General features: G+C 48.0%; 18 protein-coding genes. 17 read left to right on the top strand and 1 reads right to left on the bottom strand.

All coding sequences use genetic code 11. From position 1 onward, the window contains the following. Window position 1: 1 nt before the first annotated feature. The 12 genes from B9A32_RS15750 (at window position 2) to B9A32_RS15805 (ending at window position 16,095) form a co-directional block, all read left to right on the top strand. Window positions 2-2,167: a GumC family protein gene (locus tag B9A32_RS15750; protein ID WP_084070667.1), complete on the top strand. Its 2,166-nt coding sequence runs from the start codon at window positions 2-4 to the stop codon at window positions 2,165-2,167. A gap of 6 nt (window positions 2,168-2,173) precedes the next feature. Further along, window positions 2,174-3,742: an O-antigen ligase family protein gene (locus tag B9A32_RS15755; protein WP_084070669.1), complete on the top strand. Its 1,569-nt coding sequence runs from the start codon at window positions 2,174-2,176 to the stop codon at window positions 3,740-3,742. Then, a complete protein-coding gene (locus tag B9A32_RS15760; RefSeq protein ID WP_084070670.1) occupies window positions 3,687-4,151 on the top strand; it encodes a VanZ family protein in 465 nt (154 codons plus the stop codon). Before B9A32_RS15755 ends, B9A32_RS15760 begins: the two co-directional genes overlap by 56 nt. Continuing rightward, entirely contained in the window at window positions 4,141-5,406 is a 1,266-nt protein-coding gene (locus tag B9A32_RS15765) for a glycosyltransferase family 4 protein (RefSeq protein WP_084070671.1), read from the top strand. Before B9A32_RS15760 ends, B9A32_RS15765 begins: the two co-directional genes overlap by 11 nt. A gap of 49 nt (window positions 5,407-5,455) precedes the next feature. After that, the gene (cysQ, locus tag B9A32_RS15770; RefSeq protein WP_232367194.1) at window positions 5,456-6,250 is read left to right on the top strand and encodes a 3'(2'),5'-bisphosphate nucleotidase CysQ; all 795 of its coding nucleotides are present in this window, start codon (window positions 5,456-5,458) and stop codon (window positions 6,248-6,250) included. Window positions 6,251-6,487: 237 nt separating this feature from the next. Then, the gene (locus B9A32_RS15775; RefSeq protein WP_170923864.1) at window positions 6,488-7,567 is read left to right on the top strand and encodes an acyltransferase family protein; all 1,080 of its coding nucleotides are present in this window, start codon (window positions 6,488-6,490) and stop codon (window positions 7,565-7,567) included. Between the two features lie 727 nt (window positions 7,568-8,294). Then, the gene (locus B9A32_RS15780; protein ID WP_084070673.1) at window positions 8,295-10,004 is read left to right on the top strand and encodes a bifunctional sulfate adenylyltransferase/adenylylsulfate kinase; all 1,710 of its coding nucleotides are present in this window, start codon (window positions 8,295-8,297) and stop codon (window positions 10,002-10,004) included. 87 nt (window positions 10,005-10,091) lie between these two features. Further along, window positions 10,092-11,054, top strand: coding sequence for an aminoglycoside phosphotransferase family protein (locus B9A32_RS15785; protein WP_084070674.1), 963 nt, complete (start codon window positions 10,092-10,094; stop codon window positions 11,052-11,054). Window positions 11,055-11,081: 27 nt separating this feature from the next. Beyond that, window positions 11,082-12,047, top strand: a complete 966-nt coding sequence (locus B9A32_RS15790; RefSeq protein ID WP_084070675.1) for a glycosyltransferase family 2 protein — start codon at window positions 11,082-11,084, stop codon at window positions 12,045-12,047. Between the two features lie 15 nt (window positions 12,048-12,062). Next, window positions 12,063-12,944, top strand: a complete 882-nt coding sequence (locus tag B9A32_RS15795) for a sulfotransferase family protein (RefSeq protein ID WP_084070678.1) — start codon at window positions 12,063-12,065, stop codon at window positions 12,942-12,944. A 6-nt stretch (window positions 12,945-12,950) separates the two neighbouring features. After that, window positions 12,951-14,522, top strand: a complete 1,572-nt coding sequence (locus B9A32_RS15800; RefSeq protein ID WP_084070681.1) for a WecB/TagA/CpsF family glycosyltransferase — start codon at window positions 12,951-12,953, stop codon at window positions 14,520-14,522. A 10-nt stretch (window positions 14,523-14,532) separates the two neighbouring features. After that, a complete protein-coding gene (locus B9A32_RS15805) occupies window positions 14,533-16,095 on the top strand; it encodes a sigma-54 interaction domain-containing protein (protein ID WP_232367195.1) in 1,563 nt (520 codons plus the stop codon). Here B9A32_RS15805 and B9A32_RS22400 read toward each other — a convergent pair. Further along, a complete protein-coding gene (locus B9A32_RS22400; RefSeq protein ID WP_269749035.1) occupies window positions 16,083-16,208 on the bottom strand; it encodes a hypothetical protein in 126 nt (41 codons plus the stop codon). The two genes, B9A32_RS15805 and B9A32_RS22400, sit on opposite strands and share 13 nt — an antisense overlap. A 481-nt stretch (window positions 16,209-16,689) precedes the next feature. On the opposite strand from B9A32_RS22400, the gene B9A32_RS15815 reads away from it, so the two are divergent. From B9A32_RS15815 to B9A32_RS15835, 5 genes are all read left to right on the top strand, one after another. Further along, window positions 16,690-18,387 carry a BCCT family transporter gene (locus tag B9A32_RS15815; RefSeq protein WP_084070685.1) on the top strand — a complete coding sequence of 566 codons (1,698 nt, stop codon included), beginning with the start codon at window positions 16,690-16,692 and terminating at the stop codon, window positions 18,385-18,387. Window positions 18,388-18,492: 105 nt separating this feature from the next. After that, a complete protein-coding gene (locus B9A32_RS15820; protein WP_084070688.1) occupies window positions 18,493-19,473 on the top strand; it encodes an ornithine cyclodeaminase family protein in 981 nt (326 codons plus the stop codon). A 153-nt stretch (window positions 19,474-19,626) separates the two neighbouring features. Further along, window positions 19,627-21,063, top strand: coding sequence for a trimethylamine methyltransferase family protein (locus B9A32_RS15825; RefSeq protein WP_084070689.1), 1,437 nt, complete (start codon window positions 19,627-19,629; stop codon window positions 21,061-21,063). Window positions 21,064-21,460: 397 nt separating this feature from the next. Then, window positions 21,461-22,249 (top strand): aspartate/glutamate racemase family protein, encoded by a 789-nt coding sequence (locus tag B9A32_RS15830; protein WP_084070692.1) that lies wholly within the window; start codon window positions 21,461-21,463, stop codon window positions 22,247-22,249. A gap of 79 nt (window positions 22,250-22,328) precedes the next feature. Beyond that, window positions 22,329-23,288 (top strand): DMT family transporter, encoded by a 960-nt coding sequence (locus B9A32_RS15835; protein ID WP_084070695.1) that lies wholly within the window; start codon window positions 22,329-22,331, stop codon window positions 23,286-23,288. Window positions 23,289-23,295 lie beyond the last annotated feature (7 nt).

Here is a 23,295-nt window from a genome sequence, read left to right on the forward strand (position 1 = left end):
CATGGAGACCTCCTCACAAGAACTGCTGCCAGGGACAAAAAAAGGTAAACCCCTTGATATTTTTAGATTTTTAAGAAAATATACAGTCCCCATCATTGTTCTGGGTAATTTTATTTTTACCCTGCTCATCCCCTTTGCTCTCATGGGGATCAAGCCCTATTACATGGCCACGGCAAAACTTCAGATAGATCCTGTGGTTCAAACCATCATCGGCAAGGGTCAGGAAAACTCCATTCTCCAGCAATACTCAGACTATTCCAGAACCCAGGCCACCCGCTTAAGAAGCCATGACGTCCTGGAAGAAGCTGTTAAACGCCTGGTTCCAGAACACAGAGATGCCCTTTTTTTCCCCGGGGCACCCCAGGAAAGATGTATTACCATGCTCCACAAAAAACTGTCAGTTAAAATCGTCCGCAGGACCCATCTCATTGAACTGGAACTCCAGTCCGGTCGCCGTACCGGTCTTGCCCAAGTGCTCAACAATGTCATGGAATCTTACAAAGACATTGTGGATTCCCAGCAAAAGCAACAAAACCAGACCCGTCTTAAATATCTGGAATCGGAAAGGGATCATTTGCGCCGGAGCATAGACAATAAAATCACCACTCTCAAAGACATTGCCAAAAAAACCCACACCAGTGAGTTCAGTGAAATGTACAATTTTTACTATAAACGGGCAGAGCAGCTCCAGCAGGCAAAGGTAAAAATTGATCTCATGCTAATGGATGTGGAAACCGCTTATAACCAGAAAGTCCAGGAAAAAGAAAAAATATCCAAGCTGGACATGGAACCCTTTGTGGAAGAAGTGGTGGCCAATGACTGGGGGCTTGACTCCACCCAGTCCTGGACCTACCAGCAACTCCAGGAACTGAGGACCAAACTGGATGGATTAAGTGAAAAAAGCTCTGACAGAACCTATATTGAAGAGCGCATGAAAGCCATGAGCCGGTATGAAAAGAAGATGACAAATGAAGTGCGCAAACTGGCGGACATGACGGTTTACGGAAAACGTGATTATGAGTTGACCACCAACCTGATAAAGGAACAGAGTCGATATGATGCTCTCAGGGAAGCGGCCAAAGATATTTCAACCCAGCTGGCAAAGGCCAGGGAAGAAGCTGCCATTAATTCAGAACGCCTCATCAACGGAGAACAAACCCAGGCGGAACTGAGACACATGCGGGGACTTTTGTTTAAATATGAGTCCAGAATCAACGAGCTTGGGGTACAAGCCAATGCCCCCAGCAGAATTTCCTTTGCCCTCAGAGCCCAGACACCCATGTCCCCTGCGGGAAATAATGCAAAAAAACTGGTCATGGTGTGTGTGATTGTCCCCTTTGGGTTCATCGGGTTTATCTGTCTTGTCATTGAGTTTATGGACAACCGCATCACCAACCCCATGAACATCACCCATGCCCTGGGCCATCCATCCACCTGGCCCATCTCCCGGGCATTGCCCCATGTTCCCTTCTCCAGGGTGACCCTTGAAGCCCCGGCATCGGTGACATCCAAAGCCCTTCGCAGCCTGGCCCTGAGAATTTACAAGGAAAATCAGACCAATGAATCGCGTATTTTTCTTTTTAACGCCGTCACCGACACCTCCGGCACCTCGGAGATCATCCTCAACGTGGGCAACCTGTTGGGACAGATCCATCCCAATATTTTGATCATTGAAGCTGTCACTGCCAAACCGGCCATGCGAAGGCTGCTTGATATTCCTCCATCCCAACCGGGCATTGCAGAAATGATCAACGGTGAAGCCGATTTCAATGAATGCATTTATACAGATGCAGAACGCAATGTGGATATTTTACCGGCATCGGGAAAGGAGAAATTCCAGAACTCCACCTTGATATACGGCATGATCATCACCATGGCCAAAAAAAATTACGACATTGTGCTCATCGACTCCAGTCCGGTGATGCAAAATGATTTCACCGAATACCTCACTGTATTTTCAGATGTCCTGCTTCTGGTGGTCCAGGGAAACCGGGCAATGTATTCCGATCTGAGGCGAACCGCAGAGCTGTTTATCCGGCAGCAGATCCCGGCCATCATCCCGGTGCTTAACTGGGGGGGGCCCCGCTACGTGGGAAAACTTGAAAAACGCATGGAAAACTCATTCCTGCACTCCTTTTTAAAACGTATCAGGCGGGCAATGGGGTAAAATATCATGAGAGGAAATTTTATATGCCTGCTTTCCCTTATCATGATCATTCCGGCCATCTTCTATTTTTTTTCCAGATATGGAGGGCCGAAAGCTGCCGTCATTGCATTTTTCGGTGCAGTGCTCTTCCTTCCCATGGAAGAACTCCATGTGCCTCTGATTCTGTATAACAAAATGACGGCAACGGGCATTGGCGTCATGCTTGCCATGAAAGTAACGGATGGAGAACGTCTGGAAAATTTTGCCTTGCACCCGGTGGATTACCCCATGATTGTATGGCTTTCTTCCGTGATTTTTTCCTCCATACTAAACGGCCTTGGTGCCAAGGACGGACTCCAGGAAAGCTTTAACACATTTACCCTGTGGGGGGTTCCCTACCTGGCCGGACGAATCTACTTCTCCGATCCCAGGGGGCATCTTCTGTTGTGCCAAGCCCTGTTCCTGTGCGGGTTTATCTACATTCCCTTTGTGGCCTTTGAGCTGGTCATGAGTCCCCAGGCCCATAACATTGTTTACGGATACATGCAGCACTCCTTTGCCCAGGTGATCCGGGGAGGCGGGTATCGCCCCATGGTGTTCATGCAGCACGGCATCATGCTGGGTACCTTCATGTGCATGGCAGCCCTGGTGGGTATATGGTGCACGGCAACCAAGGTGTTTCCCAAAAAGATATTCAATGTCCCAACCTGGCTTCTGGCCCTTGTGATGCTTTTTTCCGCCATTGTATGCAAATCATCCGGCGCCATTGGCCTTATGTTCCTGGGACTCATGGCACTGTTTGCCTCATCAAAACTGAAAACGGCAATACTCATATGGTCAATGCTGTTGATTCCACCGGCCTATATTTCCACCCGGTCCACAGGCTATTGGGACGGACAAAATGCCATTGATTTAATTACAGAAAAATTCAGTGCAGACCGGGCTGCCTCCCTGGCCTTCCGATTTGACAATGAAAATATTCTGGTGGAAAAGGCCCTGGAAAGACCTTTTTTCGGCTGGGGGGGATGGGGTCGATCCCGGGTGTATGACCCGGACACCGGGGAAGATTTGAGTACCACGGACGGGTTCTGGGTCATCATTCTCGGCAGCCGGGGCTTCATGGGCCTGATATCGGTGTCCCTTGTGCTCTTTTTACCCATGCTGCTGTTCACCCTGAGAAACCATCCCAAAACCTGGACCCAGCCGGAAATTGCCCCCAGTGCGGCCATTGCCATCATCCCCTTGCTGTTTCTCATTGACTGCACACTAAATGCCATGGTCAACCAGATGTACATTATATTTGCCGGGGGAATAACAGGAATGATCACCCACAAAAAAATACAACCCATGTCTGCACCCGGGGAAGAAGAACCCACATCATTGCCGTCTCCCCTTTCCACTTCCCGGCCCATGGGGTCACCCATTTTGCCGCCCCCGGGTCGGGGCACCACCCGTTTTGTACTGCAGCGCAATTATACAGGCCCCCGATTTCAACTTGAAAAAACGCCCGCAAACTTAAATAATCAGGAGAAGATATCCCATGGGCAAAAAGGAAAAAGACAAGCCCTTCAAAGGCCTGTCACTGAAATTAAATAAAACTGATATCTGGAAAAACCTCATCTCCCGCCCCCTCATTGTTCTGTGGATAGCAAGTATAGCCTTTGTTATCATAAGCTCCCTGATTCCCCAGGCAAGCCTCAGTGAGGGCAACACCCCCATGGGACTTGATAAGCTGGCCCGGATCATCACCTTTGGATTGATTGCATTTTTTCCCATTGCTTTTTTTTCATCCATAAAACTTGGTTTCTGTGTGTCATCTTCCATGCCCGGCCTGGGATTTATACTGGAACTCATGCAGAAATATGTGCCGGGAAGGCATTTTTCACCGGAAGATATCGTTGCAAACAATATCGGTGCCGTCCTTGGCATCATACTGGCGGTGATCATAAGAATAATGTTTCGCACGGGCCGACATACCCAAAAAGGAGAATTGCATGAAAAATGAAAACATAAAAATATTAATGGTGATGGAACAGTGCAATCCGGAATGGGCGTCCGTGCCCTTGCTCTCCTATAATTTCTACCATGAAATCCGCAAACGGGTACAGGTTACCCTGGTGACCCATGAACGAAATCAATCCGCCCTGGAAAAAGTCCGGGGCAATCACACCATTGACTATATCCGGGAGTCGTCTCTTTTAAAACGATATTACCGCCTCATAAAAATCGTCACCCACCGGGGGGCCGTGAACTGGCCGTTACAACATGCCCTTTCCTATCCCATTTATGGGGAATTCAACCATCGGGTGAGCCAGAAATATGGTCCCCTCATCCGGGCCCAAAAATATGATCTGGTGCATGTGATGACCCCCATTCTGCCCAGATACCCGGTGAAACTCATTGATCACTGTGAAACCACCCCTTTTTTGCTGGGGCCGGTGAACGGCGGCGTTCCCTTTCCTCCGGGGTTTGACACCGTTGCCAAAAAAGAGTTTGCCGGATTTAATTTTCTGCGCATGTTCACTCGACTGATTCCGGGATACACCAAAACATATCAAACTGCAGACAAAGTGCTTTCAGGCTCTCTGTACACACAGAACATGTTGAAAAATCTGTTTGACATGGATGATTCCCGCATTGGTCTTTTCCATGAAAACGGTATTCTTGCCTCCTTTACAGAAACACCCAAAAAGCACACATCAAAAACAATGAATCTGCTGTTTGTGGGAAGGCTTGTGGCATATAAAGGGGCTGACATGGCCATCAAAGCGTTGTCCACATTGCCAAAAACCGTTCAAAAGCGATTGACTTTCACCATTGTGGGGGATGGTCCTGAAAAAAAATCACTGGAAAGACTGGCCGGAAAGGCCGGTGTGGGGAATATTGTCCATTTCACCGGATGGATACCCCAGAAAGAAACCTTGATCCACTACAAAAAAAGCGATGTGTTCTGTTTTCCTTCAGTGCGTGAATTTGGAGGGGCCGTGGCCCTGGAAGCCATGGGGTGCGGACTTCCCTGTATTGTACCGGACTATGCAGGTCTTGGAGAATACGTCACAGAGGAGACCGGCATTAAAATCAAACCCAAATCCCGGGACCACCTGATTCAAAAATTTGCTGAAAAAATCCAATTCCTGCTGGAAAACCCGGACATCAGAGAAAAAATGTCAGCCCGGGCCATTGACCGGGTAAGAACCTATGAATGGGGGAATAAAGCCCATGACATGGTCTGTTTATATAAAAAAATGATCAGGGCATAAGCGCCTTCCCTCGGTGTGCCGCCTCTGAAAAGACCCCAAAGGAGATAATATGATGTCCCATCCCATTGATCTTGAATTTTTAAAAGAACTGTCAAAGGCAGCCGGAAAAGGTATCATGGATATTTATACCACAGATTTCTCTGTGGACATCAAATCCGATGATTCCCCTCTCACAAAGGCAGATACCTGTTCCCATGAAATCATCTCCGCCGGGCTGAAAAAAGAATATCCCGCCATTCCCATCTTATCTGAGGAAGGCAAAACCATCTCCTTTGAAGAGAGAAAACAATGGCAACGCTTCTGGCTGGTGGACCCTCTGGACGGCACCAAGGAATTTATAAAAAAGAACGATGAATTCACCGTGAACATTGCCTTGATAGAAAACCATATCCCTGTGGCAGGGGCCATCTATGCCCCGGCCCTGGATCTGATGTATCTGGCAGATGTGGAAACCGGATGCTGGGAAATTACCCGGGAAAAACAGCTAAAACTTGAAATTGTTCCTCCGATTGACGGGGATGTGGTCCGGGTGGTCCAGAGCCGGTCCCACCCCTCAAAAGAGCTGACAAAGTGCCTGAATGCCCTGCCTCCCCATGAAGCTGTGAGCCGGGGAAGTTCTTTAAAATTCTGTCTGGTGGCCGCAGGCAAAGCAGATCTTTATCCAAGACTTGGCCCCACCTGGGAATGGGACACAGGGGCTGGCCAGGCAGTGGTCACCGCAGCCGGGGGCATTGTCACAGACACCAAAGGAGTATCGTTTAAATACAACAAAGCAAATCTACTCAATGGACCGTTTTTTGTGGGCTCAAACTTGAATTTTATGGAAAACTTATCTCTTTTTTAAAACTGATTCCAAAAGATGCAACACCATCAACATGCCCAAGCCTTGCCATTAAACGCATATTCCTGGACAATGGCTTTGACGACTACATTGCACTGAAAGAGGTCTTAAATACTACAAACAGGGGTTTATCATAAGCTGGGCCACTATACGTGATATAAAATTTTATTAACCACAAAGCGCTGTAATTACAGCTATTAGTTTTTGTCACCGAAATTTTATCACACCATGGCCCACGTTATGACCAAGCCCAACAAAAATAAAAGTGGAGGAATCATCATGGCCCATCGCATTGTCTGGATTGATACCCTTAAAGCCATGACCATTTTTCTGGTGGTCATCGGCCACACCATCGGTCTGCCCACCCCGGTGGAACGCCTGATCTTCTCCTTTCACATGCCCATTTTTTTCTGGCTTTCAGGACTTCTTGTTAAAAAAAACATTAGAGAGATTCCATTTAGGGCCTATGTGAAAAACAAGGCCCGAAGCCGCCTGATTCCCTATATCTCCTTTTCCATATTAAGCTATATCCTATGGTTTTTTCTTTTTCGTCATTTTGGTACCCAGGCCCAGTTAAACATCAGCCCCATTCGTACATTTATCGGCATTTTCTATGGCAATGGCATCAACCACTGGATGGACCACAACACGGTGCTGTGGTTTTTTCTCTGCCTCTTTGTCACGGAAATCCTATTTTTCTTTTTGATTAAAATCCCTTCAAAAATGGGGTTGATGGTTGCATTAACACTTTTTTCCATTGGGGGGTACGTGGATACATGGATCAACCGCCCCGATGGATTCAGGCTGCCCTGGAATATGGACATTGCTTTTTCCATGGTGGTCTTTTACGGCATTGGGTATCTGTGCCAGCCCTGGCTCAGCTTTGACATCTGGAAAAATCGTCTCTTTAAATGGGGTCTTGGTGCCACCTGTCTGGCGCTTTACACGGTATGCAGCCTGATGAACCTAAAAGTGGCGGTGGTGGCGGGGGTATACGGCAATTATATCTTTTTTTATACTGCCGCATTATCAGGAATTTTGTTCTGGGTCATTCTGGCCATGCAAATTCCTGCCAACCGTCTGATATCAAAAATCGGAGACAGCACCCTGATTATTTTTCCCCTGCATTTGCTAGTATTTCCTTTTTTAACAGCCATTATCGTGTATGGATTTAAAATACCATCAAGCATCAAGGAAGATTCCATCCTACTTTCCCTTGCCTATGCCGTTATCAGCATTCTGATATTACTTCCCGTGGCTGACGGAATAAAAAAATATTTTCCGGTTTTCATCGGTCTTCCGGGAAAAGATAAAAAGTAAAGTACCGATCTCAAATAATTCGAGCTGTGCGGGTACAATTTTATCTATCGGCTTTTACAAATCAAATAGATCGAAATTAGAAACATTTAAAACACATAGGCTGCCAATGGCAAAAATCCCATGGAATAATTCTATTCTACATACTTTTATGCATGGCTATTGCCTGGCATTGCCCGGGAATAGCCTTATTTTTAATTTTAATCTCAACTTTCGGTGTTCGCATCTCGTGGTGGGCTCAGGCTTTCGTTATTGACATTATCGAGGTTTTTTTCGTTGGCAAAGGCCTTGGTCGATAACATCAATAACAAAAGCCTGACCCCGTCGGCACATGACCCCGTCGGCACACTGACCCCATCGGTACATTTAAAAATGCCAGCTTTGAAATGAAGCCCGAAAGTTGAGTTTTGATCACATCATGGCCTGTGTCATCCCAAAAGCACGCTTGTACTGTTTTTCGGAAAGAGTGACTAAGTATGGTGGGATAAAAGGATATTTTCAACTGATGTTTCCCAGAAAGGATGGAAAAAAATATTGTGACCCCCCCATACAATTGCACCTTGACACCATAATATCACCATAATAAAGTAAGATCGTTACAAAATGGATCAAATTCACCTTACCTTTACAATTGAACAAGGACATATAGCTGCCATGGGCAGACCTTATTCTGACCCGGTTCCACCCACAACAAAGCACAAAAGTTAACCAGACAAGGGATAAAACCTCCATGAATGATTTTTCCGAAAGCCTGATGGTCCACTTCAGAAGGGTTGAACGATTGAAAAAAGAAGCCCTGGGCCTCCCGGGAATCAATCTCAACGAACGTCAGTTATACGATCTTGAATTGCTGTGCAACCGGGCATTTTATCCCTTAAACGGCTTCATGGTTCAAAAAGATTATGAATCGGTTCTGGAAAACGGCTCTCTTGCCAATGGGTCGGTGTGGCCCATGCCCATCTGTCTTGATATTCCAGAGTCCCTTGCCACATCCCTGGAACCGGGTAAAGATCTGGGGCTATGCGATTCCGAAGGATTTCTCCTGGCCATTTTACACATCAAAGACATCTGGCAACCGGACAAACGGCTGGAAGCCCAGTCCATCTACGGCACAGAAGATGAACACCTCCACCCCGGAGTGTTTAATCTTTTTAACAAAACCGAATCCTGTTACATTGGCGGCATCATTGAAGGGCTCCACCACCCTCTCCATTTTGATTTCATGGATCTTAGGAAACCCCCTTCGGAAATTCACCGCAGCTTTACCCAGAACGGCTGGCGTAACGTCATCGGTTTTCACACGGAAAAGCTGCTGCACTGTGCCCACAAGGAGATGGTGCTCCAGGCAGCCCGGGATGCCCGGGCAAACATTTTTCTCCAGCCCGTGGCAGGCATTCCCGCACCGGGGGATCTGGATCATTTCACCACAGTGTATTGTTACAAGGCTTTTGTGCAGCAATTTCCCAAAACCATGATCATGCTGGGTCTTTTGCCCTTTGCTTCCAGAAAAGCGGGCCCCAAAGAGGCCGTACTCCAGGCCATTATCAAGAAAAACTTCGGCTGCACCCATTTTATGGTGGCCCCGGACCAGGCTGACCCCTTTATGCATGAGACCGGAGACCATCTTTTTTATCCCCCGGGCAAGGCCCAGGAACTGGTGAAAAAACATGGGCCGGAAATCGGCATTGAAATGGTCCCCCTGGACCCCATGGTCTATGTGCCCGGCCAGAAACGCTATTTTCCCCGCAATGAAATCCAGCCGGACATGGAAATCCGGGAAATTTCCTCCTCAGAACTGCGACGTTGCCTGGAATTTGACGAAGAAATTCCGGAATGGTTTGCCTTTCCCCAGGTGGTGGCAGAATTAAAAAAAACCTACCCTCCCCGGCACAAACAGGGGTTTACCCTTTTTATGACCGGCCTTTCAGGGGCCGGCAAATCCACCCTGGCAAAGGCATTATATGTAAAATTCATGGAAATGCGGGATCGGCCCGTCACCTTACTTGACGGCGACATTGTGCGAAGTAACCTGTCCAGGGAACTCAATTTTTCCAGGGAACACCGGGAAATCAACGTGCGCCGCATCGGTTTTGTGGCCAGTGAGATCACCAAAAACCGGGGCATTGCCATCTGTGCCCCCATTGCCCCCTATGAAGAGTCCCGGCGATTTAACAGGGATCTCATCAGCCAATATGGCGGATATATTGAAATCCACATGAACACCCCCTTTGAGGTGTGTGAACTCCGGGACAGAAAAGGGCTTTATGCCAAGGCCAAACAGGGAAAAATAAAAGGGGTCACCGGTGTGGATGATCCATATATTCCCCCTTCAGAAGCAGAGATCACCATTGACACCTCCAACACCACCCAGGCCGAGGCGGCCCAGATGGTGATGACATTTCTGGAAAAAAAGGGATATATCAAAACCAACGGTATGTGATCATAATTGCCGGGGCGGACCATATTTTAACCCAGGTCCCCCAAAAAGCATGCAAAAAAAATATATCAACCACTTCATGGGGAAAATATGACAAACACAGAAAATTCCTTTGATCCGACCCGGTTTCCCCCTGTGCTGGAAGCCTTGAAGCAGTCACTGGCCGGTATGGAAGAAATCCGGCAGCGAAAACTGGCCATCGATAACATGGTTCTTGATCCAGGTCCCATGAAAAACAACTATTATCCCATTGATGTGACCTATAAGGGCATCATAGCAGATAAAAATAATACCCCTGCAGCTTTTATCCTCTGTGCCAATCCCATCGGTAAAACATTGGTTAAGGACAATGTTGAAAAGGCCCGATCCGCCAGATCCCTTTTGCAAAGCCCCCATGATCAGGTCATTGTTCTGCCCTTTGTGCATGGAGAGGTTCTGGGTGTCTCCTGGGCCATCTATGACCTGAACACGCCATTAACTGCCAACCGATGGATGTGGCAGGTGCAAAAACGCCTGTTAACCCCAATGGTGGGAAAATGGCTTACAGATGTGGTCAAGCAAACCCGACACCCAATGTGTGCTACCGGGCAGTCCGTGGCCGTCATATCGGCCCTGCAGACCGTCTGCCGGGAAAAAAAATTCCCCAAAGAGATGATTCAAAGCGCTGAAAATGCCATGGAAGCGCTCTCATCAGGTGCCTGGTGTCCCTTCACAAGCCTGGCCCACAATGATCTGTGGCGGGGCAACATCATGCGGCCCCCCAAAACCGGTGTGACTGCCTGTCAATTCAGAATCATTGACTGGGCCGGGGCCGATACCCGGGGCATTCCTTTTTTTGATCTGTTTAAATTTCTCCAGAGCTTCACCGTCCCCCGGTCCCAGGGAAAAAAAATGATCCAGGCCCACTGTGACATTCTGGAATGCCGACCCGTTGATGCCACGGCATACCTGTTAACCGCCCTTGGGGTTCTGGGACAGAATCTGAACCAGTTTCCCCATCACGCTTATGTCAACCTGGCCAAAGGGCTTTATGCATTCAGCCAAACCCACTGAGAAACATCATAAAAAAGGGAAAAAAACATGGGCCATAGACTCTCCATTATTATCATCAATTACTGCTCCTTTGATCTGACCCTGCAGTGCCTCACCTCCCTGGAACATGAAATAGATCCAGCCAAAGATGTTGTTGTGCTGGTGGACAACAACTCCCCGGACGGTTCAGGTAAAATCATAGAAGAAAAAATCATCGACAATCAATGGGATTCATGGATCAGCATGGTACACTCGCCGGTGAACGGTGGTTTTTCCTGGGGAAACAATCTGGGTATTAAAACCGTTAAGGCCCAGTTCTATCTTCTTCTCAACAGTGACACCATTGTGCGTCCCGGAGCCCTTAGCCACCTTCTGGATGCCATGGAGCACCACCCCAAAGCAGGGCTGGTAAGTCCCCGCTTGGAGTGGCCCGATGCCACGCCCCAGATCAGCTGCTTTAACAACCATACCCCGTTAAGCCAGACCATTGACGCAGCAGGCACCGGCCCTGTCACCCGGTTACTCAAATCATATGATGTTCCCATGGAGGTCTCTGATGGTCCCATGTATCCCCCCTGGACCAGTTTTGCCTGTGTGATGATCCGCCACAATGTCATCCGGGAGGTGGGCATGATGGATGACGGCTATTTCATGTATTTTGAGGACAATGACTATTGCCGCCGGGTGTGGGAAAAGGATTGGCAGATTCTCCACCAGCCCCGGGCCCGGGTGGTGCACCTGCGGGGGGGAAGCTCTTCTGTGAAGTCATCCCTGGCCAAACGAAAACGCCTGCCGCACTACTTTTACGCCTCCAGGACCCGGTATTTTGCAAAATTCACAGGCACCGGAGGACTGTTCCTGGCCAATCTCCTGTGGACCGCAGGCTGGCTTGTGGCAGGAATTAGAGAGCGCCTGGGCAATAAAGAACCCCACAACTGTCAATACAGCGCAAGGGACACCTGGATACAATTCACCGATCCCCTTAAGGAAAACCAATCGCTGCGCCGACCATGACTGGAGATTTAACTTATGAAAAAAACACCGGATTTTATAATAATAGGCGCCATGAAGTGTGCCACCAGCACCCTGCATGACCAGCTGGCCATCCAACCCGACATTTTAATGAGTGAACCCAAAGAACCCAATTTCTTCAGCAACGATGAAATCTATGCAAAGGGCTTTGACTGGTACGCAGACCTGTTCCAGGGTGCAGATGTCACCACCCTTTGTGGCGAATCCAGCACCCACTACACCAAGCTGCCCACCTACCCTGACACCATCTTGCGCATGCAGGCAGCAATGCCTTCCTTGAAATTGATATATGTAATGCGGCACCCCATTGATCGCCTCATCTCCCAGTACATCCACCACTGGACAGAAAAAGAAGTATCTGTGGATATCAACCGCGCTGTCACAACCCTTCCCATCCTCATTGAATACAGCATGTACAGCAAACAGCTGGCACCCTTCATCAAAACCTATGGCCGGGAAAATATTCTTCCTCTGTTTTTTGATTCACTGGTTACCCGGCCCCAGCACGAGCTTGAAAGGGTGTGTAAGTTTCTGGGTTACGCCCAGAGCCCACAATGGGACTTTGATCTCCAGGCCTCCAATGTCTCCAGGGAACGCCTACAGGTAAATCCATTGCGGGATGCCATTGTTGACAATGCCATGGTGACCTTTATCCGAAAAAATTTCATTCCCAAAAGTGTCCGGAATTTCATCAAAAAACCCTGGCAGATGGAAAAACGTCCCACCCTTACCCCGGAAAACATTGATTTTTTAAAAAAACAGTTTGATAAAGATTTAAAAACATTGGGAAACTGGATGAATGTGGCATTAAGTTGTGATACATTCAAGGAAACCGGGCGATCCCTTTCAGATCCCCGAATCAACCATGCATGGGAGTAACATAAAATGAAACAGGAAACCGGATTGATCCTTGGCATCCCCGTTGACAATCTCACCTTTGACCAGGCCATTGAATCCATATTTGAACTGGTGGACCGATTTGCCAGGGATCACCAGGCCAAATATGTGGCCACGGTGAATGTGGATTTCATTGTCAACACCGTTTCCTGGCTGCCCAACCGGTTCCGGCACCCCGAACTTGTCTCCATTCTCAGAAAAGCAGACCTGGTGACAGCCGACGGTATGCCCGTGGTATGGGCTGCCCGCCTGCTGGGAACCCGACTCAAGGAGCGGGTCACCGGCGCGGATCTGGTGCCGGGCCTTGCCAAAGCCTGTGCCCTCCGGGGAAAATCCATCTATCTTCTGGGGGGTAAAGGAGATGTGGCCTGGAAAACAGCAGAAATCTTCCAGAAAAAATACCCAGATCTTTGCATTGCCGGTGTCAGCTCCCCCTTTGTCCATGTTGAAGGGGAAAAAATCATGGATGAAGAGAGCATTGACCGGCAGATCCTGGAAGAGATCAACCGGGCCCGGCCGGACATCCTGTTTGTGGGGTTTGGCAATCCCAAGCAGGAGATGTGGTTTGAACGAAATCGATCAAAACTAAAGGCTGCCGTAACCATCGGTATCGGCGGCACCTTTGAGTTCATCACCGGCCGGGTGAAAAGGGCCCCGGTGTGGATACAAAAAAGTGGTCTGGAGTGGATATACCGCATCACACAGGACCCCATGCGATTGTTTAAACGCTATTTCATCGGTTTTTTTAAATTCGGATTTTTGATTCTCCCCCCCATTTTTTACATGAAATACAGAAAACTGTTTTTTAATCTCACACTAAAACAATCCACCACAAAAAATGATGCCCCCCCCGGGGCAACACAGCTTGAGACTGCAACTGCCATGGCAGTGACAATCATCTCCCTTGAAGATCCCCTGGACGCCCACCAGGTCACCACACAAAGCAACGTTCTTTTAAAGGATATTGATGACAGCACGCCCCTTCTCATTGATCTGTCCCAGGTATCATTTATGGACTCTTCGGGCATTGGTTTTCTTGTGAAGCTCTACACCCAGTCCCAAAAAAATAAATTTCCCCTGGCTTTTTTCGGTATACGGCCCCAGGTGCTGCGCACCATGAAGGTGAGCCGCATCCATGACCTTTTTAAAAACGCAATTCTTGAAAACCGCCAAGAGGCCATGAACGCCTTGATGGACCATGCCGGGCACAAGGATTTTTCTTATTTCAAGGATGAAAGCGCTGATAAGGTTATCCTCCATCTGTTTGGTCAGCTGGATGCGGACAAAATTTCAAAAATGGATATTTCAGAATTCACCCGGGGAGTTGATGATAAACATTGTCTTTTGAATCTCAGGGGACTTTCCTTTGCCGACAGTTCTGCCATCATGATTTTTCTGAAAGTAAGAAAACAGACCTTCCAGAGCGGAAAATCATGTTTTTTATGCGAACCTCCGGACAATGTAAAACAAATGTTAAAAATCACCCGGGTGGACAAACTGTTTGACATTCATAAAAACTTGACCTCTGCCCTGGCACTGCTGAACCAAAACAATATCTGAGACAATGAGCATGACAACAAAAGAATCCATTCACATGCTGTTTGAGGACCCGGACATCCCCCTTTTATCCATGGTACCGGTCCTGGACAATTTCTACGAAGGAGTGATGATCACCAATCCCCGGGGCATTATCATCTATTTCAATCAAACCCAGGCAAAAATTGATGATCTGGACCCAGAGTATACATTGGGAAAAAAGGTGACGGCACTTTACCGCATAGACGAAGGGTTCAGCCCCACCATGCAGTGCCTGAAAACAGGAAAACCGGTTGATAACACCGTGTGTTACTACCGAACCCATCTGGGTAAAATGATCAATTCCATCCACAATGTATTTCCCCTGTATCACCATGGAACACTAAAAGGCTCCATCTGTTTTGTCAGGGAATACAACGCCCTGGACCAGAGTGTGGGAAATGCAGGCCTGGCCAAACGGGCAAAAAACCTTCAGACCTTTAATGTGCCTGATAAACAAAAACCCCTTTCTGCCAAGGGAAACGGCACCCGGTATGAATTTCATAATATCATCGGAAACACACCGGACCTTTTAAAGGCTTTAAAGTCGGCCCGCATGGCCTCTGACTCCCCCTCCCCCATCATGCTGGGCGGAGAAACCGGTACCGGTAAAGAATTGTTTGCCCAATCCATCCACAATGAAAGCCACCGCCGTGACAAACAATATGTGGCCATCAACTGCGCGGCCATACCGGAAAACCTCCTGGAAGGCATTTTATTCGGCACGGCCCGGGGGGCCTTCACCGGTGCCATGGACAAGGCCGGTATTTTTGAAAAAGCCCATGGCGGCACCCTGCTTCTGGATGAAATAAACTCCCTTTCCATGGGATTACAGGCCAAACTCCTCCGGGTCCTTCAGGAGAAAAAAATCCGCAGGGTGGGCTCATTGCGTGAAGTGGATGTGAATCTTAAAATCATCAGCGCCACCAACGAAGACCTGCAACTTGCCTGTAAGGAAGGACGTTTCCGCATGGACCTGTTTTACCGCCTGGGGGTGGTATTTGTTCAAATACCCCCCCTGCGGGAACGAAAACAGGACATTGATCCTTTGATTGCCCATTTTCTTAACCACTACAATGTATTGATGGACAAACAGGTCAACTCCATTGCCGGTGAGGTGATGGATCTGTTTTACCAATACCACTGGCCAGGCAACATCCGTGAACTGGAACATATCATCGAGGGAGCCATGAACATGACTGGTGACCATGAAACCATCACAAAAGCCCACCTTCTGGTGCAAATGGGCAATTTTTCAGAGACACTGTTAAATGAGTCCCCCCATGGGGAAACACCGGTGCCACTTACCCCATCCAACGCCGCCCTCCCTGGACCGGGACGTCTTAATTTCGTATTTCCTGTTAACGGGCACCCCACTCCCCGTGAAAAAACCCTGGCACAGATCCAGATTGATAATGAAGTGGAAAATATAAAAATGGCTCTGAAAAAGTCACTGGGGAATGGTGCCAAAGCCGCCAGAAATCTTGGAATTTCTCCCCAGTTACTCCATTACAAAATGAAAAAATATAAAATCAACCGCCACGATTACAAACCCTGACCTTTCCGGAAAATACCATTACGCTGTTTAACTGCCATGGGCAGACCGTACTCCGATCCGGTTCTGCCCACAACAAAGATTAAAATACGCCTTAGATTTTTGGAGTATCTCATATAAAAAAATTGAGCATCCTCCATCATTGTAAAAATAAAATATATTTTATTTTTACTCCCTGAAAAAAAATAAAATATATTTTATTTTATTCCTGTTTTTCATCCCACTCCCTATTTTAAAGAAGAGATATGAAAAATCTTAACAGCCTTGTAATTAAAGCATTTTAAGGCGAATTTTCGAAAAAAATCCCACTGGCCAAATGAACACCGGCATTGCCACGGCATACATGTTGCTATTTTTTAGATTAACAATAACAAAAACAAGCCAGATACATGTACAAACCCAAGTAGCGTATCTGGCGATAAAAAATCGTATTTTCGTCCTTCACCGACGATTTTCTTATATATTTCTAAACGGGAAAATCATCTCCGGTAAAAATAAACAGGGACCAGTGTATCCGTACCAAATGCAAAAGGCGTGTTTCCCAGACAAAGAGGTAAACTGAACATATAACCCCAAACCCAACAAAAGAGGAGCAACATGAGTATTCATCCCCCGGTAACAGAGTTAAATATTACGGTGGAAAAAAAAGGATTTTATCAGGGATTCAACAGCATGGTTACCCTGGGATCCAAATTCATCATTATCCTGCTTGTCCTATGGGCAGCGGTTTTTTCCGATCAGGCAGGCGCCCTGTTAAAAAAAATGCAGGGCTGGTCCTTTGAAAGTTTTGGGGCCTGGTACATTTATGCCATGGCTTTTTACGTCATTGCATGTCTCGGGCTTGCCATCCACCCTTCCCTGGGAAAAACCAAGCTGGGTGATCCCGGCGAAAAACCGGAATTTTCCACCTTTTCATGGATTGCCATGATGTTTGGGGCCGGCATGGGCATTGGCATGCTCACCTTTTCCACAGCAGAACCCATATATCACTTTGCCAGTAACCCGGATACCATCATGGGCCTTGTGGCGCCCAAAAGTGAAGAAACCCTCAGATCTGTGTACAAATGGTCTTTTTTCCATTGGGGATTGAGTGCCTGGGGCTGCTATGCCATCGTGGGTCTGGCCCTCTCCTTTTTTACATATAATAGAAAACTGCCCCTGACCATACGATCCGGCCTGACCCCGCTGTTTGGCAAAAAACTGGAAGGGCCCCTGGGGAACATCGTGGACATCAGTGCTGTGGTGGCCACCATCTTAGGGGTTGCTGTCACCATTGGTTACGGAATCACCCAGTTTGCCTCGGGCATGCACACCGTTTTTGGCGCCGACTGGATGATCAATGCACAAGGGTCTCCCACCAACGCAGCCATGATCATTGGACTTGTCATTATCATGGCTGCCTCCATTCTTTCTGCGGCATCCGGAGTGGGTAAGGGTATTAAATGGCTTTCCAACCTCAACATGTTTCTCTCCTTTGCACTGTTGATTTTCTTCATGATTTTTGGCTCTCCCCTGGTGGCTATAAAATCCCTGGCCCTGGGCATGTGGGATTATTTGATCAATTTCCCCATCCAGGGGCTTACCTACTGGGCAAGTTCCGATGTGGAGCCCGCTGCCACCCTTTACAAATGGCAATCCATATGGTGGACCGTATTTTACTGGGCCTGGTGGATTGCATTTGCCCCCTTTGTGGGTCTCTTTTTTGCCCGCATCTCCAAAGGGCGCTCCATTCGTGAATATGTCATGGGCACCATGATTATTCCCGCCATTATGTGTTTTCTCTGGTTCACCGTTGTGGGAGGAACCGCCATTGATCTGGAACTGTCAGGACAGGCCGGCGGCACCATTTTGGGTGCAGGCCAGGAAGCCCAGCTCTTTGCCACCCTCAAGGTGATCCTCTCCTCGGGGGTTGCCAAAGCTGTGACGGCCATGGTGGTATTTCTTTTAATGACCTACCTCATTACCTCTGCTGATTCTGCGGTGTTGATCATCAATACCATCAATTCCGGGGGTGACGAAAGCCAGAAAGAAAAGACACACATTATTTTCTGGGGAACAATTATTACGGTGTTGATTGCCACGTTGCTTCTGGCAGGTGGTCTGGCTGCCATTAAATCAGCCATGCTGGTGGGGGCACTTCCCTTTTCTCTTATCATGGTCCTCATGGGTATTGCCCTGTTCAAAGCGCTTATCCGTGATGCCCTGCGGGCCCGGCAAGGGGGTAAAATTGTCCCGGTTGGAACAGACACCACAACGGCCCGGGCCGCTGTAAAAGCATCTGTTTCCGAGGAGTAACAATTACTGATTTTTGGCATCCTTGAGATGCCATCCAAGAACAGGTTTGCAAAAATTTTATCAGTTAACAGCCGACGTAATCCATAAACAAAGGAAATTTTTACCATGACAAACAAACTTTTGTATCTAAGCCAGGCAGACGTCAAATCCGTGGGACTTACCATGGCAGAAATCATTGAAGCCACAGAAAAAGGATTTATGGAAATGGGCAACAACCGTGTGGAAATGCCCCCCAAACCCGGTATACACCCCGGAGAAGGCGGTGATAATTTCATCCATGCCATGCCCGCCTTTATCCCGGCCATGGACGCAGCCGGTGTTAAATGGGTCAGCGGTTATCCCGGAAACCAGCAAAAAGGGCTGCCCTACATAAACGGCCTGCTGATTCTCAATGATCCGGAAACCGGCCTGCCCCTTTCCGTCATGGATTGTTCCTGGATCACAGCCATGCGCACGGCTGCGGCCTCTGCTGTTTCAGCCAAATATCTGGCCCGGCCGGAATCTTCCACCATCGGAATTCTGGCCTGTGGCGTCCAGGGGCACACCAATCTTGAGGCCATGAATGTTTTGTTTCCTTTGAAAAAAGTGATGGCCTATGACCCCAGCCCCGAAAATGCAGAAAAGCTGGCCCGGTTTGGAAAAGAGACCCTGGGCCTTGAGGTCACCATAGTGTCAGATCCCAAAGACGCCGTCACCGGCTGCGATATTGTGGTCACATCCGGTCCCATTCTCAAGGTTCCCCATGCCACCATCCAGGCTGGCTGGCTGAATGAGGGTACCTTTGTCTCCTGTGTGGACTTTGATTCCTTTTTTTCCCGGGAGGCCCTGAAGGAAGCCGCCAAGTGGACCACGGACAACCTGGATCAATATAACCATTATAAAGACAAGGTGGGCTTTTTTGTTGATTGCCCCGGGGTTTATGCAGAGCTTGGAGAGTTGGTGACAGGAAAGAAAAAGGGGCGTGAAAATGCCACGGAAAAAAACTTTGCCGCCAACCTGGGACTTGCCATGGAAGACATGGCCGTGGCACCGCTGATTTATAAAAAAGCCGCAGAAAAGAACATCGGCACCTGGTTGACTTTGTAAACAGCCATGGGCAGACCGTATTTTCATCCGGCTCTGCCCACAACAAAGCTTACATACGCTCGTGATCTGCAAAGTCTTTAATATAACGGGCATCCCCCGGCGAACAACACCCAGTACCCGCTTTGTCATATAAAAAACTTAAGGAGTATAATAATGGGATTAAACACCGACGAACTCTATTTTAAACCCCAGTTAAAAGTAATCAATGACGATCAGATAAAACAGATCCATGCCGCCACCCTGGAGGTTCTGGAACGAACCGGCATTAAAATCACCCACAAGCCCGCCATTGATCTTTTGGTGGCAGGTGGAGCAACCGTGGACGGCGATCGGGTAAGAATCCCCGGATGGATGGTGGAAGATGCCATCCGCAAATCCCCCAGCCGTGTGGTTCTGGGTAAACGCACCGGCGAACGCACAGTTCACCTGGAACGGGACAAATCCTATTTTGGCCCCAGCCTTGACTGTGTGGAATATTGCGACCCTGAAACCCACCGGCGCATGCCCTTTAGCAGCGAACATGTGAAAACCACTGCGGCCCTTGCAGATGCGCTTCCCGGTTTTGACTGGTGCATGACCATTGGCATGGCAGCCGATGTTCACCCTGATATTGCCGACCGGGTCATTGCCAGGAACACCATGGAAAACTGTGAAAAACCCCTGGTGTTCTGCTGCAAAGACACCAACAGCGTAAAAGACATCTATGAGATGGCCCTTGTCATGTGCGGCGGCAAGAAAAATTTTGATAAGGCTCCCTGCATCGTCCATTACTCCGAACCCATCTCCCCCCTGGTCTATTATGATCCGGCTGTGGATAAACTCATTTATTGTGCCGAAAATAATATTCCCCTGATTAATTTCCCGGCCCCCCAAGCCTCGGGATCTTCTCCTTCCACATTTGCCGGAACCATTGTCCAGGCCAGTGCAGAATCTTTAAGCGGCCTTGTGATCCACCAGCTGGCCAACCCGGGAGCGCCCTTTATTTACGGCGCATTCACCACGGTTCTGGACATGAAAACCACCATTTTCTCCTATGGTGCCAATGAGTTGAGCCTCATGACCGGGGCCCTGGCCCAGATGGCCCAGCATTATGAAATTCCCTTCTTTGGTACTGCCGGGGCCACCGATGCCAAATTTTGTGATGCCCAGGCCGGTGCCGAAGCAGCTTTTCAGTGCCTCTCCTCGGCGGCCATTGGCTCCGGTCTGGTCCACGATTGCAGCTCCTGGATGGATCACGGTTTCCTGGCCTCCCCGGAATACATGGTGCTGGTCAATGATATTGTGATGTCAGTAAAACATTACATGAAAGGAATTCCCGTCACCCAAGAGACCCTGGCCCTTGATATCATTGACAAGGTGGGACCCGGTGGTAACTACATCATGGAAAAACACACCATGGATCATTTCAAAGAGGTTCGATATTCAGAACTTTTTGACAGAAAGGTCTTTGATAAATGGGAAAAGGCAGGGGCAAAAAAAATGGAGCAACGCCTTCAGGAACTGACCCTGAAACTCATGGAACATCGTCCTGCCCCACTTTCCGATGAAGTTATCGCAGAGCTGGACAAAATGCAGGCAAACTGGAAATAACGGCATCCGTCATCAGCAATTCTAATTATGACACTTAGGGCCGCAGATGAAATAACTTGAGCAGAAATAGTGCATACCAATCTATAAAATCCGGTGATTCATCTACAAGGCGCTTTAAAAGTTTAATAGCTCATGCTTGGTCAAGGCTAAGATTTGGGATGATAAAGTTCAAAGAGTATTACACCGCGAGATTTTTGAGAATTGACAATCCTAAAATTAAGATTTGGCATTACACTCAGCTCTATTTGGCCTTTGATGCAACCCAGTAGATGGGCCAAAAGGCAAGCTATTTCGCTCGAGTTATAAAATTTGCGGTTCTTAGAATTGCTGACCCGACATTAACTACGAATCCCATTGATTGACCGTTTTTCAAACTATTTTCCCACAGGGAGGCAGCATGCTATACAAAAATAGAGACATGGGCATCACCCACATGAAAACCCGAAAAAATCACACCTGCTACGGCATGGGCATCGGTATTTTAATCCTGGATGATGTGTACCCGGGCTTTCCCGGAGATGTGAGAAATGCCAGTGCATTTCCCTATCCTGTCCAATATGAAATTGTAGAAGGAATTGATATCAAACAACTTTTATGGGAAAAAGACAAATCACCCTGTCTTGAACCCATTCAAAAAGCGGCAAAAAAACTGGAACGCATGGGCTGCAAGGCCATTGCGGCAGAATGCGGTTACTTTGCCTATTTCCAAAAAGCCATTGCAGGATTTGTGGATATTCCGGTGTTCATGTCAAGCCTGCTCCAGGTACCCTTTATCCAGAACACCATCGGTCCTGATAAAGATGTGGGTATTCTGTGCTACCAGAACCAGTTTCTCACCGACACCCACCTGGAAAGCGTGGGTATCACCCCGGGAAGCAACTACATTGTAAAGGGTGCCAGTGATGACTACCGGTGCACGGAGCTGGATAAACTCTGGAACTGGGAAGTGCGACCGGAAAAACCCGAAGCCGTATATGAAATCCAGGAAAAACAGATGATCAACGCATGTGTCAACATGTGTAAATCCCATGCCTCCATTGGCGCCATCATGCTGGAATGTACGGGAATGCAGCCCTTTGCCCGGGCCATCCAGAGAGAGGTGGATCTGCCCATATACAGTTGGGGCACCATTCTGGACTTTGCCTTTTCCACTGTGGCGCACAGGGATTATTATGGACATGTATAACCCTTGACACCCCATTCCCCCTGAACCATGAAACAAAAATGGAATCACAATGCCGCAGGTGTGAACTGAAAAATAACGGATGACAAAAAAAGGTAAAAAACAGGGGGGAATGATATTGACAAGCAAAAGGGGGAAAATGGAATCTCCATGGAAACGAGGCTCTTTTCCGGGTGATACTGTGGCCGGGGGGATTTTCTTGACCATCCTTGCCGCCTGTTGCTTCGGGCTTTTGCCCCTTTTTGCAAAAACAGCCTATGCCGGAGGATTCAACCCATACAGTTTCAGTCTTTTCAGGGTGGTATTCACGGCAATATTCCTTTTTGCCATCCTGAAATACCAAAACAAATCACTGGTCATTGAAAAAAAAGACGTCATCACCCTTTTCAAGGCCAGTTTTTTTGGCTACTACCTGATGATGGTCACTCTTTGTGTCTCATACACCCTCATGGCCACAGGGCTTGCAACGGTTTTACATTTTGTTTATCCCGTGGCCACCATGGCCGGTGCCGTCATCATATACAAAGAAAAAACCAATGTTGTGCAAATCGGAGCCATGGCGATTTCTCTTGTGGGAATCTATTTTCTGGTGGGGCTGGAAAGTCAAGGAAGTTTAAACGTCACAGGATTCACCCTGGCTTTATCATCGGGGTTTTTCTATGCCTATTACATTTTAACGGTGTCCCACGGCACCATAAAGACAATGAACTCCTTTGTGGTGATTTTTTACATCACCTTGTTCAACAGTATCACGCTTCTTGTCACCTGCATCCTCATGGATAATCTTCCCCATCAAATGACCCCCATGGGATTCATGGCCACTGTGATGGTGGCACTGGTGTCAAGTGTCATCGCCATGGTGGCATTCCAGGCAGGTTTAAAAAAAATCAGCGCCACCAGCGCCACCATTTTAAGCACCTTTGAAGTTGTCACCAGCCTCATTGCAGGCATCGCCCTTCTGGGAGAAAACTTTTCCGTTTTTCAAATGATGGGCAGTACCCTGATCATGGCATCGGTGGTGGCAGTGGCATTATCGGAATAAAAGGCCG

The organism is Desulfocicer vacuolatum DSM 3385, assembly GCF_900176365.1.
GTDB classification, from domain to species: domain Bacteria; phylum Desulfobacterota; class Desulfobacteria; order Desulfobacterales; family Desulfobacteraceae; genus Desulfocicer; species Desulfocicer vacuolatum.